This is a genomic window from Mycetohabitans rhizoxinica HKI 454 (assembly GCF_000198775.1).
GTDB classification, from domain to species: Bacteria; Pseudomonadota; Gammaproteobacteria; order Burkholderiales; family Burkholderiaceae; genus Mycetohabitans; species Mycetohabitans rhizoxinica.
In genome coordinates, this window is the sequence record NC_014722.1 from 70,062 (window position 1) to 86,648 (window position 16,587).

12 protein-coding genes and 1 pseudogene are annotated in these 16,587 nt (G+C 64.7%); 9 read left to right on the top strand and 4 right to left on the bottom strand.

What is annotated here, in order from left to right; all coding sequences use genetic code 11:
- Nucleotides 1–29 precede the first annotated feature (29 nt).
- The 7 genes from RBRH_RS00235 to RBRH_RS00265 are packed head-to-tail and all read left to right on the top strand — an operon-like array spanning nucleotide 30 to nucleotide 8,372.
- Nucleotides 30–1,493, top strand: coding sequence for an MFS transporter (locus RBRH_RS00235; protein WP_013433834.1), 1,464 nt, complete (start codon nucleotides 30–32; stop codon nucleotides 1,491–1,493).
- On the top strand, nucleotides 1,490–3,037 hold the full coding sequence (locus RBRH_RS00240) for an FGGY family carbohydrate kinase (protein WP_013433835.1): 1,548 nt from the start codon (nucleotides 1,490–1,492) through the stop codon (nucleotides 3,035–3,037). Before RBRH_RS00235 ends, RBRH_RS00240 begins: the two co-directional genes overlap by 4 nt.
- Before the next feature lie 18 nt (nucleotides 3,038–3,055).
- Nucleotides 3,056–4,735, top strand: a complete 1,680-nt coding sequence (locus RBRH_RS00245) for a glycerol-3-phosphate dehydrogenase/oxidase (protein ID WP_013433836.1) — start codon at nucleotides 3,056–3,058, stop codon at nucleotides 4,733–4,735.
- The gene (locus tag RBRH_RS00250; RefSeq protein WP_013433837.1) at nucleotides 4,732–6,291 is read left to right on the top strand and encodes an FAD-binding oxidoreductase; all 1,560 of its coding nucleotides are present in this window, start codon (nucleotides 4,732–4,734) and stop codon (nucleotides 6,289–6,291) included. Before RBRH_RS00245 ends, RBRH_RS00250 begins: the two co-directional genes overlap by 4 nt.
- Nucleotides 6,292–6,300: 9 nt before the next feature.
- A complete protein-coding gene (locus tag RBRH_RS00255; protein ID WP_013433838.1) occupies nucleotides 6,301–6,876 on the top strand; it encodes a glycerol-3-phosphate responsive antiterminator in 576 nt (191 codons plus the stop codon).
- A 33-nt stretch (nucleotides 6,877–6,909) separates the two neighbouring features.
- Nucleotides 6,910–7,218, top strand: coding sequence for a putative quinol monooxygenase (locus RBRH_RS00260; RefSeq protein WP_013433839.1), 309 nt, complete (start codon nucleotides 6,910–6,912; stop codon nucleotides 7,216–7,218).
- Nucleotides 7,215–8,372, top strand: coding sequence for an iron-containing alcohol dehydrogenase (locus RBRH_RS00265; protein WP_013433840.1), 1,158 nt, complete (start codon nucleotides 7,215–7,217; stop codon nucleotides 8,370–8,372). The genes RBRH_RS00260 and RBRH_RS00265 overlap by 4 nt, the downstream gene beginning before the upstream one ends.
- A gap of 112 nt (nucleotides 8,373–8,484) precedes the next feature.
- On the opposite strand, the gene RBRH_RS00270 is transcribed toward RBRH_RS00265, so the two are convergent.
- Nucleotides 8,485–9,384, bottom strand: coding sequence for a LysR family transcriptional regulator (locus tag RBRH_RS00270; protein WP_013433841.1), 900 nt, complete (start codon nucleotides 9,382–9,384; stop codon nucleotides 8,485–8,487).
- A gap of 105 nt (nucleotides 9,385–9,489) precedes the next feature.
- On the opposite strand from RBRH_RS00270, the gene metE reads away from it, so the two are divergent.
- Entirely contained in the window at nucleotides 9,490–11,769 is a 2,280-nt protein-coding gene (gene metE, locus RBRH_RS00275) for a 5-methyltetrahydropteroyltriglutamate--homocysteine S-methyltransferase (protein WP_013433842.1), read from the top strand.
- Nucleotides 11,770–11,779: 10 nt separating this feature from the next.
- On the opposite strand, the gene RBRH_RS00280 is transcribed toward metE, so the two are convergent.
- The 3 genes and pseudogenes from RBRH_RS00280 to RBRH_RS00290 all read right to left on the bottom strand — a co-directional run bounded on the left by RBRH_RS00280 (nucleotide 11,780) and on the right by RBRH_RS00290 (nucleotide 14,555).
- Entirely contained in the window at nucleotides 11,780–12,931 is a 1,152-nt protein-coding gene (locus RBRH_RS00280; RefSeq protein ID WP_013433843.1) for a methyltransferase, read from the bottom strand.
- 116 nt (nucleotides 12,932–13,047) lie between these two features.
- Nucleotides 13,048–13,500, bottom strand: coding sequence for a copper chaperone PCu(A)C (locus tag RBRH_RS00285; RefSeq protein WP_041753948.1), 453 nt, complete (start codon nucleotides 13,498–13,500; stop codon nucleotides 13,048–13,050).
- A gap of 49 nt (nucleotides 13,501–13,549) precedes the next feature.
- Nucleotides 13,550–14,555 (bottom strand): annotated as a pseudogene (locus RBRH_RS00290) (sodium:calcium antiporter).
- A 400-nt stretch (nucleotides 14,556–14,955) separates the two neighbouring features.
- Between RBRH_RS00290 and RBRH_RS00295 the strand changes: the two are divergent.
- Nucleotides 14,956–16,584 carry an ATP-binding domain-containing protein gene (locus RBRH_RS00295; protein WP_013433847.1) on the top strand — a complete coding sequence of 543 codons (1,629 nt, stop codon included), beginning with the start codon at nucleotides 14,956–14,958 and terminating at the stop codon, nucleotides 16,582–16,584.
- Nucleotides 16,585–16,587: the final 3 nt, after the last annotated feature.

The window sequence follows — 16,587 nt, forward strand, 5'->3', positions numbered from 1 at the left end:
TTACAGAATCATGAGAATGGAGGCCGGCAGTGCAAGCCATCGCGATCAAGATTCGTGGCATTGAAGACATCATATCGTTTCTCGACTCGCGGCCCGGCATCGCGGGCAGAGCCGGCCTCATTTGGTGGCTGTCGCTCGGTGGGTTGTTTCTCGACGCATTCACCAATTCAGCGCTGAGCGCGGGCCTCGGGCCGATGACGCGCGACCTCCATTTGACGGCGGCGCAGGTGGCACTGTTAACGTCGTTCGCCTCATGGGTGGCGATTGCGTTCAATCCAATCGGCGGTTGGATGGCGGACCGCTGGGGCCGGATTCGCCCCCTCATCATCGCAAAACTACTGTCGGTGCTCGGCGCGGTGCTGGTGGTGCTCGCACCGAACTTCGAAGTGATCCTGCTGGGACGCTTCTTCGTCGGCATGGCGTACGGTATCGATTTCGCGATCGCCATGGCGATGCTGGCCGAGTTCACGCCAGCACGCTTGAAAAGCCGCCTAAACGCGTGGCAAGGCATGTGGTACGTGGCGGTATGCACGAACTTGTTGCTGGCGTTGCTGTTCCACTCATGGAACGTCGGGGATGCGATCTGGCGCTACTCGGTGGCGGCCACTGTCGTATTCGGTGTCGCCATTGTGCTCATGCAGTTCGCATTCCTGGTTGAAAGCCCGATTTGGCTCGCCCGCAGGAACAGGCTGGATGACGCGGTCCGTGCGATGACGCAAATCTATGGTCGTCCATTCGTCGCTGCGCCGCTGCATGAGCGCGTGCCACTGATCAACCCGGCAACGCGCGGGCTGGCCAACGTGCTGTTGATCTTTCGCGGCGTGTACCTGCCGCGCACGATTCTGGCGGCCACCGTGCAGATCGGCCAATCGATCGAGTACTTCGCCATCGGCTGGTATTTGCCGCTGATCAGCGCGGCGCTGTTCGGCAAGGATTTTGTGTACGCGACGCTCGGCGCACTGGTATTCAACGTATTCGGTATCGCGGGCGGCTTCGCCTCGCCGCTAATCGCACGCCGGCTGGGCTTGCGGCACGCGTCGGCCATCGGATTTGCAGCGGTCTTCGCGATGTTGCTGATACTGGGCCTGTTCCATGCCCGGATGCCGCTGTGGGCGTGCGTGGTCATTCCATCGTTGTTCATTCTGTTTCATTCCGGCGGGCCGGGGGCGAATGGCAAGACTCTGTCATCGCTGTCGTTCCGCGGCGAACTGCGTGCCAGCGCCAACGGCATTGTCGGCGCGCTCGGCTCGATCGGTGCGGCGCTGGGACTGCTCGTCTTCCCGCTGTTCCTAGAACGCTACGGCTTGGAGCAGACCTTTCTGATCCTGGCCGTCGTGCCGCTTACCGCCAGTGCGATCTGCTTTGCGATTCGCTGGGATCCCACGCGCACGGTGATCACCCCAGATAACGAGCCGGACGCACCTCATTTCAAGGACATCCCGCCGTCCAAGCCGGCGCTCACGAACCCCGTCATCGAGAAGACCCCGCTATGACCGCGCATCGAAACGCCATCCTTGCGATCGACGAAGGCACGTCTGGTACACGGGCCGCGCTAGTCGATGCCAGTGGACACGTATTCTGCCTCGAATATCTGCCGCTGCGCGTGGACAGCCCGCAACCAGGGGTCGTTGAGCAAGATGCGAATGCGATCCTGGACAAGACCATCGCAGTCTGCCGCGCGACGCTGGCACAGGCCGCCCAGCAAGGGGTGCGTGTTGTCGCGGCGGCCATCTCCACCCAACGGGCAACGGCCGTGCTATGGGACACGCACACGGGACGGGCACTGGTCCCCGCGATGGTCTGGCAGGACACGCGTCATGCGGCCGAGCTTGACCGCCTAGCCGCCACATGGGACCGCAGGTTAAGGGCGAGCGTGGGTCGGCCCGCCGGCGTGCGCTCGCCGTATCTATGGGCCGCCCATCAACTGCGCACGGTGCCAGCGGTCGCCGATGCGTTCCACGCACGCCGACTCGCGTTTGGCACGATTGACACCTGGCTACTGTGGCACCTGTCCACCGAGCGCGCATGTGTGACCACGCCGACCAATGCGACTTCAGCTAGCGCCTATCTGCTGGGCGAGCACCGGTATTTCGACGCCTGGGTCGATGCGCTGGGCTTTCCGCGCGAGCTGTTGCCGGCGTTGCGCGAGGACGCGGACACGTTTGGCCGCACCCGGTCCGATTTACTCGGGCTCGACGTGCCGATTCTGGCCTGCGCGGGCGACCAGTTTGCCGGCGCGGTCGGACTCGGGTGTCTCGATCGTGGGCAATCGATGTGCGTGCACGGTACGGGTAGCTTTGTCGACCTGCTAACGGGCCCGGCCCTACCGTACACCACGCTCATGGATGGGCATGGGCAACAGCCATCATACGACGCAACGCTGGCCATGACAGCGCGCCGCCATGGCGGCGTTTCACACTATTCGCTCGAAAATTTCGTCGCCACGACGGGCTCCGCGCTGAATTGGGTTTGCGACACGTTGCGCTGGTTCGATCACCCAGAGCAAATCAGCGCCCTGGCCCGCCCTGTGTCGTCGGCGCACGGCGTGTTATTCGTCCCCGCCTTGACCGGGTTGCGCGTGCCGCAGATGGAGCCCAGCGCCCGCGCATCGCTGTCCGGGATATCGATTGCGACCACGCGGGAAGAGATCGCGTTCGCCCTCCTCGAGGGCATTGGCCATTCGGTGGCGTCATGCATGGAGGCGAACCAGGCGGTGGCACGTATCGACGTGCATGAGCTGGTGGTCGGCGGCGGCCTGTCGGGCAGCGACGTGCTGCTGCAGATCCAGGCGGATCTGAGCGGCCTGCCGGTGCAGCGTATCCGCGAAAGCGACCGTGCGAGCCTACGTGGCGCGGCGTTTCTGGCCGGCGCCTCGGGCCTGTTGTGGGACTCGCTGGACGCAGCCCGCGCCACGCTGGTCACCGACGCGGTGTTCGAGCCGTCGCCCGACACCGGCTTGCGGCAACAGCGGCGCGCGAAATGGCACGCGCGCATCCAATCTGAACTTGCTCATGCGGCCGATTTCGATCACGGTTGAGTACGGAGATTCACCAGTATGATTTTCTTGCCATCCAGACGGCCCAGGCAGGATCGGGCTGCGATGACGACCACGTCGCCACTGCGCGTGGTACGCGAGGAACAGCTCGCGCGCCTGAGCGATGACACATTCGACATGTTGATCGTCGGGGGCGGCGTCACCGGCGCCTACGCGGCACTGGACGCGAGCCTGCGCGGCTATCGCGTCGCTTTAATCGAGAAGAGCGACTTTGCGTCCGGGACGTCGTCCAAATCCTCGAAGATGGTTCATGGCGGCCTGCGCTACATCGAGCAAGGCAATCTCAGCCTGGTGCGCCACTCGCTGCTGGAACGGCAGCGCCTGCGCCGCAATGCGCGTCACCTGGTGCAACGGCTGCCGTTCCTGTTCCCGGTGATGGAGCGCGACGGCGTGTTCGACCAGCGCCTGGCGAAGGCCTTCGAGGGTCTGTTGTGGACGTATGACCTCGCTGGCGGCTGGCGCGAAGGCATCCTGCACCAGAAACTGACCAAGGCCGAAGTGCTGTCGCACTGTCCAACGTTCAACGAAGCGTACCTGAGCGGCGGCTTCCTGTATTTCGATGCGCGCGTGGACGATGCGCGGCTGACGCTGACGCTGGCACGCACCGCGGCGTTTCACGGCGCGGCGGTGGTCAATCATGCGCACGTGGCCGAGGTCACCCGTAACGAGCAAGGACACGTCGACGGTGCCATCGTGCATGCCGACGGCTGCGAGATCCGCGTGCGCGCCGGCGTGGTGATCATGGCAACCGGCGTCTGGCTGCGCGACTGGGACGGGCGCCGCAAAGGGGATACACCAGCGCTCCAGGTACGACCAGCCAAGGGCGTACACGTGGCGATTCCGTGGTTAAAGATCCGCAACGACTGCACCGTTACGATCCCGGTGCCGGGCCGCAATCGGCGTGCGACGATCACCCGCTGGGGCAACGTCTCGTATCTAGGCACTACCGACGAAGACTACGACGGCGACCTGGATAACGTGTACTGCACGCGCCAAGAACTCGATTTCCTGCTGGAAGGCGCCCGCTCGGCTTTGAAGACAGACCTGCAGCCGCACGACGTGGTGGGCAGCATCGCCGGCTGCCGACCGTTGGTCGGCCCCCCTGGCGGCAAGACAATCGAGATGCGCCGCAACCACGAAATCCGCGTCGCGCCCGACGGCCTGGTGACGATTGTCGGCGGCAAGCTGACGACCTCCCGGCACATGGCGGAGCAAACCATCGACGCGGCGCAGAAAGTCATTGGCAAACGCGCGCCATGCCGCACGAAATCGGCCTACCTGCTGGGCGCGGCCGGCTACGACCCGCAGGCGATCGTCGCCTCGGGCGGACTGGCCGCGCATCTGGGCGAGCGCTACGGCACCGAAGCGCGTTTCGTCAGCGACCTGATCGATGCGCACCCGTCGCTACTCGCCCCGATCGTCGAAGGCTTGCCGTACAGCGAAGCGGAAGTGGTCTACGCTGCGCGCCATGAGTTGGCGCGCAGCGTAGACGACGTGCTGTCGCGGCGCACCCGCGCGCGATTGATGGCGCGCGATGCGTCAGCTCGCGCCGCACCGCGCGTGGGCCAGATTTTAAAGGCGGAGCTCGGCTTGTCCGACGCGCTCGTCGCCAGCCAGGTGCGCGACTACGTCGCGGCCGTCCAATACGAGAAATCGGTCCTCATCGGAGATAACGGATGATCAGCAAGGAAGCCATTCAGCGCGGCTACAACCGTGGCAATTATGTCGTCGGCGCTCACACGCCGCCACCGTACTCGCTGAACCTGTCCAGTGTGCCGGACAACGCGCCGGCCGGCGGCATGCAGCGCGCACCGGTGCAGGTCTCGGAGCAGCAATGCGACGCGCTGCGGGAAATCGCCGACGAGGTGATTACGCAGCCGGCGCAAGTGGTCGCGTGGACCCGTGACTGGTGGGCCGCCTCGATGGTCACGGAAACCGCCGGCCAGCCGGCCACGCCGCACGCCGTCGTCGTGCGCGTGTCCAGCGTCGCGCAGATCCAGGCGGTGATGCGCATTGCGCATGCGGCGTCAATTCCGGTGACGGCGTCGGCCGGGCGCAGTAACGTCACCGGCGCGGCACTGCCGGTGCGTGGCGGCATCGTGCTGGACTTGTGCGGCCTGAACCGGCTGCTCGGCGTGGACCATGAAAGCCAACTCGTCGAAGTAGAGGCGGGTATGTTCGGCGACGTGTTCGAGGCGTCGCTGCAGCGCGAGCACAAGTTGACGATGGGACACTGGCCGTCGTCGTTTGGCATCAGCACCATAGGGGGGTGGATCGCCTGCCGAGGCGCCGGGCAGCTGTCCACGCGCTACGGCAAGATCGAGGACATGGTGTACGGCATGGACGTCGTGCTGGCCGACGGCTCGCTAATCAGCGTCGGCGGCTATCCGCGCGCGGCGGTCGGGCCGGACCTGCAGCAGCTGTTTATCGGCAGCGAAGGCACGCTGGGCATCATCGTGCGGGCACGATTGAAGCTGCACCGTCTGCCGGACTACGGTCGGGCGATCGCCTATGGCTTCGACTCGTTCGCCGCCGGCCTGCACGCGTGCCGCGAGATCATGCAGCGCGGCGCCCATCCGGCGGCGTTGCGTCTGTACGATGCGCTCGAAAGCGGCGTGCAATTCGGCCTGCCAGACACGAATGTGCTGCTGATCGCCGACGAGGGCACGCGCGAACTCGTGGATGCGGGGATGAGAGTCTGCGAGCAGGTGTGCGAGCCGCAAGGGCAGCAGCTGGACGGGGACGCGATCTTCGAGAAGTGGCTCAACACGCGGTACTTGACCGGCAAGAGCGCGGAGGGCTTCAAACGCAGCCCGGGGTTCGTCGCCGACACGCTGGAGATGGCGGGGCGCTGGCGCGATCTAGCCGCGATTTATCGCGACGTGGTCGATGCGCTGCAATCGGTCCCGGGTACGTTGGCGGGCTCCGCGCACCAGTCGCATGCCTATGTGGACGGTGCGTGCCTGTACTTCTCATTGCGTGGCGAAGTCGCCATCGAGCAGCGCGCCGCGTGGTATCGCCGTGCGTGGGACGCGGCCAATGCCGTGCTGCTCCAATACAATGCGACGCTAAGCCACCACCATGGCGTGGGTCTACTGCGCGCGCCCTACATGCACGACTCACTGGGCAGCGCGTTCTCCGTGCTGCAAGCACTCAAGGGTACGCTGGATCCGAAGAACATCCTCAATCCTGGTAAGCTCGGCCTGGATGACGACATCGTCTCGCCGGCAAGCTGATATTTCGATATGGACAAATCCCTCGGAGCGCGTCTCGCCCGACATCCTGTCATCGCGACACTGTACGGCGCCGAGCAGCTCGACAGCTTCATCAGCAGCGCGGCCGAGGTCGGCATCGTGGCTAACGTCGAGTTGCGCAAACTGCAGGCGGTCGTGGCCGCGCTGACGCGCGCCGGCAAGTGCGTGATCGTCAATATCGACAGCTGCGATGGGCTGTCGCAGGATAAGGGCGGCGTCGACTATCTCGTTGATATTGGCGTCACCAGCCTGGTGTCCACGCGCGTGGCGACGGTGCAGCGCGCCAACCGCGCCGGCCTGATGACAATGCAGAAGGTCTTCGTGACGGATCGCTCGACGTGGCCGCGCAGCGTCAAAGCGATCGAGCAAAGCGATCCCAATCTGGTGCAGCTGATGCCGGCACCGATGCTGCCGCACCTACGTGAGCAAGACCGTGCGGCGCTGCCGCCGATCGTCGCGTCGGGCTTCATCTGCAATGAGCACGATGTGCGCCAGGCGCAGACGCACGGCGCGGTGGCGGTGTCCACCAGCGACAGTCAATTATGGAATCTGACTACGCCGCGCTGAACGCGCGATGGACTGTGGAGGAGGAAATCAACGGTGACGCCACCCTACTTGCAGGTCATTGCCCACTATTTCGCCAAGCCCGGGCAGAGTGAGCGCGTGCTGGCGCTGCTCGACGCGCTCGCGCGCGCCACGCGCGATGAGCCGAAAAACTTGGATTACCAGTTCTTCCGCTCGCCGCACGATCCTGACCATTTTGTGATCCTCGAACAGTATACCGACGCAACGGGATTGGACGAACATCGGCAAACGCCGCATTTTCAGCAGATCGGTTACAAGCAGATCATTCCGATGCTCGAACGCCGCGAGGTCAGCAGCCACATGGTGCACGGAGCCAGCCAATGATCCCATTTCGCTTTCAGACCGTGCCAACGGTCATCGTGGAGTTCGGCGCGGCACGCCGGCTCGGCACATTGCTGCGTGAGCACTTCGGCACGCTCAGCCGGCTGTGCGTGGTGACCGACACACTCCTGCATCGCAGCGGGCTGCTCGGGCCCGCGCTAGCGGACCTCACTGCACAGGGCTGGCATGTCACCGTCATCGATGACGTGGTGGCCGATCCGCCCGAACAGGTGGTGCTCGACGCCGCCGCACGCGCCTCGGCCGTCGGTGCCGAGATCGTGCTCGGACTCGGCGGCGGCTCGTCAATGGACGTGGCCAAGCTGATCGCCGTCCTGGTGGCCGGGCAGCAACCGCTGGCCGAGATGTACGGCGTAGGCAACGTACGTGGCACGCGCGTGCCGCTGGTGCAAATGCCGACCACCGCGGGCACCGGCTCGGAAGTCACCGCCGTGTCGATCGTCACGCTCGGCGAGGCGCGCAAGATGGGCGTGGTCGCGCCGCAACTGTTCGCTGATGTCGCGATTCTGGACGCGGAACTCACGCTTGGCCTGCCGCGCGCGACGACCGCGGCCACCGGCATCGATGCCATGGTGCATGCGATCGAGGCGTACACGTCGGCACGCCTGAAGAACCCACTATCGGACAGGCTCGCGCTGCAGGCGCTGGAGCTGTTGTCCCGCCACCTGCTGCCGGCGTGCGACAACGGGCAGGACCGCGCAGCGCGCGAGGCAATGCTGCTCGGCGCGATGCTGGCCGGACAAGCTTTCGCCAATGCGCCGGTGGCCGCCGTACACGCGCTCGCGTATCCGATCGGCGGCCTGTTCCACGTGCCGCACGGTTTGTCCAACGCCCTCGTGCTACCCCACGTGCTGCGCTTCAACGCGAACGCGGCCGCACAGCAGTATGCGCAGCTTGCCGAAATCATCGCGCCCGACGCACGCGGCAGCGACGAAGCCAGGACAGCGGCATGGATTGCACGGATCGATGCGCTGATTGCTGCCACCGGGATCCCGAGGACGCTGCGCGAAGTTGGCGTCGGCCGGCACGAATTGCCGAGAATGGCCGCCGACGCGATGCTGCAAACCCGCCTGCTCGTGAACAATCCTCGCGAAGTTGGCGAAGCCGACGCCCTCGCCATCTACGAGCAGGCCTGGTAAGACGCCTACGTTTTCGTGTGCTCGGCCCGCACGTCTTTCACGGCAGGCACCACAGCGGCCATTTGAACCTGCAGCGGATCGTGGCCGGCCACCATGAGCCAAGGCGGGTCAGCTACGCTGCCGCGTAGTGGGCTGAATGCCGCGCAAGCGCGACGAAGGCGGCCAGGTAGTCGGTGTCGGCATCCGCCTCGCGCATGCCCACGAAGATCTGCTTGGCGATGCCGTTGCGTCCCAACCGCACCGGCTCGATCGGCATCTTGTTCGCATATTCCTGCACCAGCCAGCGCGGCAGCGCGGCAACGCCGCGGCCGCTGGCGACCATTTGCACCATGATGTCAGTGGTCTCGATCGTCTTGTGACGCTTCGGCCGCACGCCGGCCGGCACCAGAAATTGCGCATATATGTCAAGTCGGTCAATATCGACCGGATAGGTGATCAGCACTTCGCCGGTCAACTGCGCCGGCTCGACGTGCGTGCCACGTGTCAGTGCGTGTCCGCGCTGGACCACCAGCACCTGCTCGTAGTCAAACACCGGCTCGAAGCGAAGGCCCGCGCGGTGCAATGGATCGGGCGTGACCAAAATATCAATGTCATAGACGAACAGTGCGCCAATGCCGCCGAACTGGAACTTCTGCTTTACGTCCACATCGACGTCCGGCCACTGTGCCAGGTACGGCGACACAACCTTCAGCAACCATTGGTAGCAGGGGTGGCATTCCATTCCGATGCGCAGCGTGCCACGCTCGCCCTGCGCGTACTGTGCCAAGCGCGCCTGCGCGTGCTCCAGCTGCGGCAGTACGCGATTGGCGACCGATAACAGGTATTCGCCCGCCTGCGTCAGCCGCAGGTTGCGGCCTTCGCGGCGCCAGACCGCCGTACCCAGCATCTGCTCCATTTTCTTGACCGTGTGGCTCAGCGCCGACTGGGTCAGGCACAACACCTCGGCGGCAGCGGTCAATGAACCGCGCCGGTCAACCTCGCGCACGATCGCCAGGTGAATACGTTCGAGCATCTCGAGGCATGAATATATTTAATGGGACAATGAAATAATGCCACTTTTTTTCATATATCCCAACCCCTATGATCGACGCACTCTTGACTCAACCTCTATCGAATCATGGCCATCACCCACAATCTGGGCTTTCCGCGCATTGGCGCGAAGCGGGAATTGAAATTCGCGCTCGAGTCTTACTGGAAGGGACAGTCCTCACTGGACGAACTGAAAGCAGCGGGCGCTCAACTGCGCCAGCAGCACTGGGCCAACCAGGCGAAATTGGACTGGTCACCGGTGGGCGATTTCGCGTTCTATGATCAGGTGCTCGACATGAGCTTTACGCTCGGCAACCTACCGGAGCGGGTACGCAACCTGGACGGTGACTCGCTGGACAACTACTTTCGGATCGCACGCGGGCGTTCAGCCACGGACGGCGCATGCAGTTGCGGCGTGCAGGCCGGCGAGATGACCAAGTGGTTCGATACCAACTACCACTACATCGTGCCGGAATTGAGCGCGTCCACGACCTTTTCGCTCGACGCATCGCGCCTGCTCGGCGAGTTCGAACAGGCACGCCGCCTTGGCGTGAAAGCCAAGCCGGTGATCATCGGGCCGCTGACGTACCTGTGGCTCGGCAAGGCTAAGGACGACTCGGACAAACTCGCGCTGTTGCCGCGACTGCTGCCGGTCTATGCGCAATTGCTGGCCGAACTCGCCGCGTGCGGTGCTGAATGGGTGCAGATCGACGAACCGATCCTCGTCACCGAGCTCGATCCGCAGTGGCAGCAAGCGTTCGTGCACGCCTACGACACGCTACGCACCGATCGCGTTAAGCTGCTGCTAGCCACCTACTTCGGGCAATTGCAGGAGAACCTGCCGCTTGCGTGCGCATTGCCCGTGCAGGGCCTGCACGTGGACACGCTCAATGCACGCGATGAAGTCTGCGACGTCATCGCGAGTCTGCCGGCCGAGCGCGTGCTATCGCTCGGTGTCGTCAACGGCCGCAATATCTGGAAAACCGATCTCGTCGCAACGCTCGACTGGCTCGAGCCGATCCACCGCCAACTCGGCCAGCGGCTCTGGCTGGCGCCGTCGTGCTCCCTGCTGCACGTGCCGGTGGACCTGGCCAGTGAGCGCGGGCTCGACGCCGAGCTCCGTTCATGGCTTGCATTCGCGCTGCAAAAACTGGACGAACTGAATGTGCTGGCTACGGCACTGAACAACGGCAGGCAGGCTGTGGAGGCTGAACTGCGGGACAACCAGGCCGCCATCGCGGCGCGCAAGGTATCGGCGCGCGTGCATAACCCAGCCGTCAAGGCGGCGCTTGCGCGCATCGACGCCGACATGGAACGCCGCACGAACCCCTATCCGGAGCGCGCGCGCAAGCAACACGAGCAGTTGCAACTGCCGCCTTATCCGACCACGACAATCGGCTCGTTTCCGCAAACCGAAGAAATCCGCCAGGCGCGCAGCCGTTTCCGTCGTGGCGAACTGGACGAGGCGAGCTACCACGCGACCATGCGCGAGCAGATCGCGCGCAGCGTGCGCGAACAGGAGGCGCTGGGGCTCGACGTGCTCGTGCATGGCGAGGCCGAGCGCAATGACATGGTCGAGTATTTCGGCGAGCAGCTCGAAGGCTATGCGTTCAGCCAGTTCGGCTGGGTACAGTCGTATGGCTCGCGGTGCGTGAAACCGCCGATCATGTTCGGTGACATCCGCCGGCCGAAGCCGATGACCCTCGAGTGGATCCAATATGCGCAATCGCTGACTCACAAGCCGATGAAAGGTATGTTGACCGGGCCCGTGACGATTCTGAACTGGTCGTTCGTGCGCGACGACCAGCCGCGTGCCGTGTCGTGCCAGCAGCTTGCGCTAGCGATCCGCGAAGAGGTGCTCGATCTGGAGCGTGCGGGCGTGCGCGTGATTCAGATCGACGAGGCGGCCTTGCGCGAAGGTTTGCCGCTGCGCAAGTCGCAATGGCATGAGTACCTGCAGTGGGCGGTCGGCGCATTCCGCATCGCGGCCAACGGCGTGCGCGACGACACGCAGATCCACACGCACATGTGCTATTCGGAGTTCAACGACATCATTGCGTCGATTGCAGAGATGGACGCAGATGTCATCACCATCGAAACATCGCGCTCAGACATGGAACTGCTCGATGCATTCGATCACTTCAACTATCCGAATGAGATCGGACCGGGCGTGTACGACATCCATTCACCGAACATCCCGACGCAGGAGCACATCGTCCAGTTGATGCGCAAGGCGGCCGAGCGCATCCCAGCCGAGCGCCTGTGGGTCAATCCGGACTGCGGGCTGAAGACGCGCGCATGGGCTGAAGTCATCCCGGCGCTGCGCAACATGGTGGCCGCCGCGCATACGTTGCGCGGCACCGCGTAGCGCGCGTTCATCAGCCTCGGCCCGCGAGGCGCCACAGCGACGTCACCTCGCGGGCCCGCGCCGCATGCAACGGATCCGCGGCGTCCGACGCTTTGGGGTGACGCGGCCGGATATCGACGCGGTTAAGCACCTGCAAGCCGGCCGCGTCGATCATCGCGAGGAAAGCTTCGCGTGGGCGCAAGCCAAGATGCTCAGCCAGGTCCGACATGATCAGCCAACCCTCGCCGCCGGGGGCCAAATGCGCCGGCAAACCGGCGAGGAATCCTCGTAGCATGCGACTGTCCGGATCGAATACAGCGTGCTCGATCGATGCACTCGGGCGCGCCGGCACCCACGGCGGGTTACAGACTACCAGCGGCGCGCGGCGCGATAACGGAAAAAGATCCGCCCGCACGACCTCCACTTGCGCAGACAGCCCCAACCTCGCGACGTTCTCGCGCGCGCAATCTAGCGCGCGCGAATCGACGTCCGTTGCGATCACGCGCCGCACGCCGCGCCGGGCCAGCAATGCGGCGATCACGCCGGTGCCGGTGCCAATGTCGAAAGCGAGCGCATCGGCCCCGGCCGGCAACGGCGCCTGCGCTATCAGGTCCAGGTATTCGCCGCGTACGGGCGAGAATACGCCATAGTGCGGATGGATCCGGGCGCCGCCGAGTGCGTCGATGACCACACCCTTACGATGCCACTCGAACGCGCCGACCATCCCCAGCAACTCGCGCAGCGAAACGACGCTGACCGCGTCACCACCGGGCGGCGGCCCGTATGCGTGCGCGCACGCACCACTTAGGTCCGGGGCACGGCGCAGCGGTATCCGGTAATGCGCATCGAGCGGCACCAGCAGCATCGCCAGCGTGCGGGCCCGCTGCGCTTGCGCCAGCCGATGCAGGTTGAACGTTTCCTGTGGCGTCGCACCGCGCTTGGGCCGACGACGCTCGATGCGCCGCGCGATGGCCTGCAATAGCTGCCGCGCGTTATTGAAGTCGCCCTGCCACAGGATCGCGGTTCCCTCGCATGCCAGGCGATAGGCGTGATCGGCGCCGAGCGTGTCGTCGGCCGGCACGACGCGCCGAGGCGGCGGTAGCCCGGCGTGCGAGCGCCAGCGCGCGTGGTGAGTCTGGCCCCCCTGGGTCCAGTTCAGCATCGAGCACTCAAGTCCGTTCATCGTGTCACCCGCCCGTCGTCACAAACGTCATCCGCACGCCCAGACCGACGATCCCGACGCTGACGACCCGCTCGATCCACCGGCGTGCGGCCACCCGAGGGGCGCAGCGGCCCACCTCAATGCGCCGACGCCGAGGCGGGCCGAAGCTCGCACTGGACGTCCAGCTTGCCGTCGGCGCCAAAATCGAGCGTCAATGGAATCGTCGTGCCGACTTTCAATGCGCTCTTGGGCTGTTCGAGCATCACGTGATAACCGCCCGGCGCAAACTTCAGCGTACCGTGGGCCGGCACGCCAACCGCATCGACATGGACCATCCGCGACGTACTGCCGTTGCTCCGCGTCTGGTGCATCATGACCATGCCAAAGGCCGGCGCATCGACGTCCTTTAGCGAAACCGGCGTGTCTGCGTCGTTTTTTATCGTGAAATAGGCAGATGACGGCAGGGTCGCCGGCATCGTGCGCACCCAGCAGCCGCTCACCTGCACCCCCACCGGCCCGGCGGCCTGCGCGGCGGCGCTCAGCATGGTAAACAGCGCCGCAGTGGCGCCTATCAGAGACTTGACCTGCATTCCTACCTCCGGAATCGAACGGCGAAAAATCGAACAGCACCGCAGCATTTTATGCCAATGTCACGGCCAGATAGACCGCATAGAGCACGCCATTGAACAGCAGCGCCCAGACTGGCAGGCCGCGACCGCGCGACAGCGCGCGGCACCACGCTGCCGCGACCAGTGTAATCGCGATGCCGGTCAGCACCTCGATGCGCGGCTCCCATGGCGTAAGCATGATGCCCAGCGCTGGCAGCAGCGTGCCCTGGAACACCATCGCACCGGTGAGGTTCCCAAATGCGAGCGTGTCCTTGCCGCGACGCACCCACAAGATACTGTTAATCTTCTCGGGCAACTCCGTGGCGATCGGGATGATCAGCAGCGACAACAGCAGCGGCGACACGCCCAGCAGCTGGGAGACCCCGTCCACGCCATCAATGAATCCCTTCGCACCGCCGATTAACAAGGCCAGCGCGATGGCCAGCTGCAGCACGATCGTCACGAAGCCGGGTCGGGATACCGAAGCGCGACAGATACATGACGTGCGGCGCCTCGGTGCCATGCCCGCCGGCCACCAACGCTTGCGATGCACGCAACGTCGCATACACGTAGCACAGATACACGCACACGAGTGCGGCGCTCAACCCTGCCCGCACCAGCACGCTCGTATGCGGCACATACATCGCGGCGGCCGATAACGCAAACGCAAACAGGAAGTAGTTGAGATCGCGATTGATACCGCCGACCTCCGGCCGTATCCGTCCACAGAGCCCACGCTGGCGCAGTACCGCAACGGTCATCAGGCACGTGGACAGCGTCGCGAGCATCAGCGGCGCGCCTAGAATCGCGCCCACACCGATTTCTTCGTTGAGCCGCTCGCCGCGTCCCGACACAATGGCGATCAGCGGAATCAACGTCTCGGGCAGCGCGGTGCCGACCGCCGCGAACAATGAGCCGGTCACGCCCTCGGATAGCTTCATCCGCTCGCCCAGGTGTTCCAGCGCGTTCGTGAACAATTCGGCGGCGACCAGGATCACCGCGAGCATCAGCATGAGTTCGAGCACGAGCCAAGTCATGCGCACGCTCCCGTCGCAACGGGCGGCATGGCCAAACGGGCAGGCGGGTAGGGGGAACGGGGATGGTGCACGATATCTCCACGGTCGGACACATGAACCATGACGCGGCGCGACGGTCCGACCGGGACGAGGCGCGGCGTCGATGGTCTGGCCAAACCCGCGTGGGCCGAGCGCACCACGGCATGAGCCGGAGACTGTTGGCGCGATCTTCCTGGCGTGCTGGCGTCGGACTGACGCGGCGCGGCCACTCAGGCCGGCCGCCGCATCGCATCCGCGACCCGGCAACGCAGGAAAGGCTACTCCCCAAAGACCTGCGCATTCTAACCGACACGCGGCAGCTCGCATAGAATGCTACGCAGCACCGCGTACCCGCTAGCCCTTATTCGAGACACTGCTGAACATGGCGCGCATCATTCCCGACGACTGGAAACACCTGGACGCAGCAGGCGCCGCAGCCCGCGAGCGCGAAACGTTGACCACGCTGGCCAAGCAACTGCCGGACGGCTACACGGTCTATCACGGCGTGCATTGGACCCGCGTGAACCAGGGCTTCTCGGTATTTGGCGAAGCGGACTTCGTCGTGGTGGGACCATCGGGGCGCCTGATGGTAATCGAGCAGAAGTCGGGATTCCTGCGCGAGACGTCTACAGGCCTGGTCAAGGTCTACCTACAGAAGGAACGCAATGTCGCGGTCCAGTTGGCCCGCACGATCGAAGGCCTGCATCGGCGCTTCACCGCGGCGTTCGGCGCCGGCACCTATTGCATCGAGGCGCTGCTGTATTGCCCGGACTACATCGTGCGCGACCCGGGCATTGCCGGTGTCGCCCCAGAGCGCATCGTCGACGCGACGCGCAAAGACCAACTCGCCGCGGTCATTCAGCGCGCGTTGCCGCCCGACGAGGCCCCATTCGACTGTGCTGCCAAGCTGCATCATTTCCTGTCCGATCACCTTGCGCTCACACCGGACGCCAGCGCACTGGTCGGGCAGGCGGACACACTGGTCACGCGGCTCTCCGGCGGCCTGGCCGAATGGGCGCGGCGCCTGTCGTTCGAGCCGTTCAGGCTGCGCGTGACCGGCACGGCGGGCTCGGGCAAGACGCAATTGGCAATCCAGGTGATGAAGGACGCGCTCGCTCAGGGCCGGCGTGTGCTGTACGTCTGCTTCAACCGTCCCCTGGCGGACCACATCGCGCGCGTCGCACCGCCGGGCGCGAAGGTCGCGACCTACCACCAGCTGTGTGACTGGGTCGTGCGCGACAGCGGGCAGGAGCCAGACTTTGCATCCCCGGATGTCTTCGGCTGGCTCGACGCACGCTTTGCCGACGTGCCCCCCAGTGATGCGTGGCGCTTTGATGTGCTGATCGTCGACGAGGGACAGGACTTCCGCGCGCACTGGGTCGCCGCGCTGCAACGGCTGCTAGCACCAAGCGGCGCATGGTGGTGGCTGGAGGATCCGATGCAGAATTTATATATGCGCGAACCGGTCCCGTTACCGGGTTGGGTCACGCTGAATGCCTGCGTCAACTATCGTAGCCCACGCGAGATCTTCGACTACTTGCGCGAGGTGATCGGCCCGTCGTTCACCATCGAAAGCGGCAGTCCATTCGGTGGCTCGGACGTTTCCGTGTCGACCTATGACGGCGACGATCCCCTTGAGCCGACTAAGCGCGCCATCACTCAGGCGTTGTCGCTGGGTTTTCGCAAGCAGGATATCGCGCTGCTGTCATTCCGCGGCCGTGAAAAATCACGCTTTGCCGCACTGGAACAGCTCGGGCCGCACCGGCTGCGCAGCTTCACCGGCCGCTACGATCTGTTCGGCAACCCCGAGTACCGCGACGGCGACGTGCTGTACGAATCGATCCACCGCTTCAAGGGCCAGGCCGCGCCCTGTGTAATCCTGACCGAGGTGGATTTCGATGCATTCGATGAGCGAGCCGCCCGCAAGCTTTTTGTCGGAGCAACTCGCGCCACGATGAAGCTGATCGTCGTGATGTCCACCCGCGCCGCGGCGCGGCTGCCGCAGCGCTGAACG

Excerpts from the sequence above, each read along its gene's own strand:
- RBRH_RS00295 (WP_013433847.1), top strand. The coding sequence starts at position 14,956 with ATGGCGCGCATCATTCCCGACGACTGGAAACACCTGGACGCAGCAGGC.
- RBRH_RS00255 (WP_013433838.1), top strand. The coding sequence starts at position 6,301 with ATGGACAAATCCCTCGGAGCGCGTCTCGCCCGACATCCTGTCATCGCG.
- RBRH_RS00285 (WP_041753948.1), bottom strand. The coding sequence starts at position 13,500 with ATGCAGGTCAAGTCTCTGATAGGCGCCACTGCGGCGCTGTTTACCATG.
- RBRH_RS00250 (WP_013433837.1), top strand. The coding sequence starts at position 4,732 with ATGATCAGCAAGGAAGCCATTCAGCGCGGCTACAACCGTGGCAATTAT.
- RBRH_RS00245 (WP_013433836.1), top strand. The coding sequence starts at position 3,056 with ATGATTTTCTTGCCATCCAGACGGCCCAGGCAGGATCGGGCTGCGATG.
- RBRH_RS00265 (WP_013433840.1), top strand. The coding sequence starts at position 7,215 with ATGATCCCATTTCGCTTTCAGACCGTGCCAACGGTCATCGTGGAGTTC.
- metE (WP_013433842.1), top strand. The coding sequence starts at position 9,490 with ATGGCCATCACCCACAATCTGGGCTTTCCGCGCATTGGCGCGAAGCGG.
- RBRH_RS00270 (WP_013433841.1), bottom strand. The coding sequence starts at position 9,384 with ATGCTCGAACGTATTCACCTGGCGATCGTGCGCGAGGTTGACCGGCGC.
- RBRH_RS00240 (WP_013433835.1), top strand. The coding sequence starts at position 1,490 with ATGACCGCGCATCGAAACGCCATCCTTGCGATCGACGAAGGCACGTCT.
- RBRH_RS00280 (WP_013433843.1), bottom strand. The coding sequence starts at position 12,931 with ATGAACGGACTTGAGTGCTCGATGCTGAACTGGACCCAGGGGGGCCAG.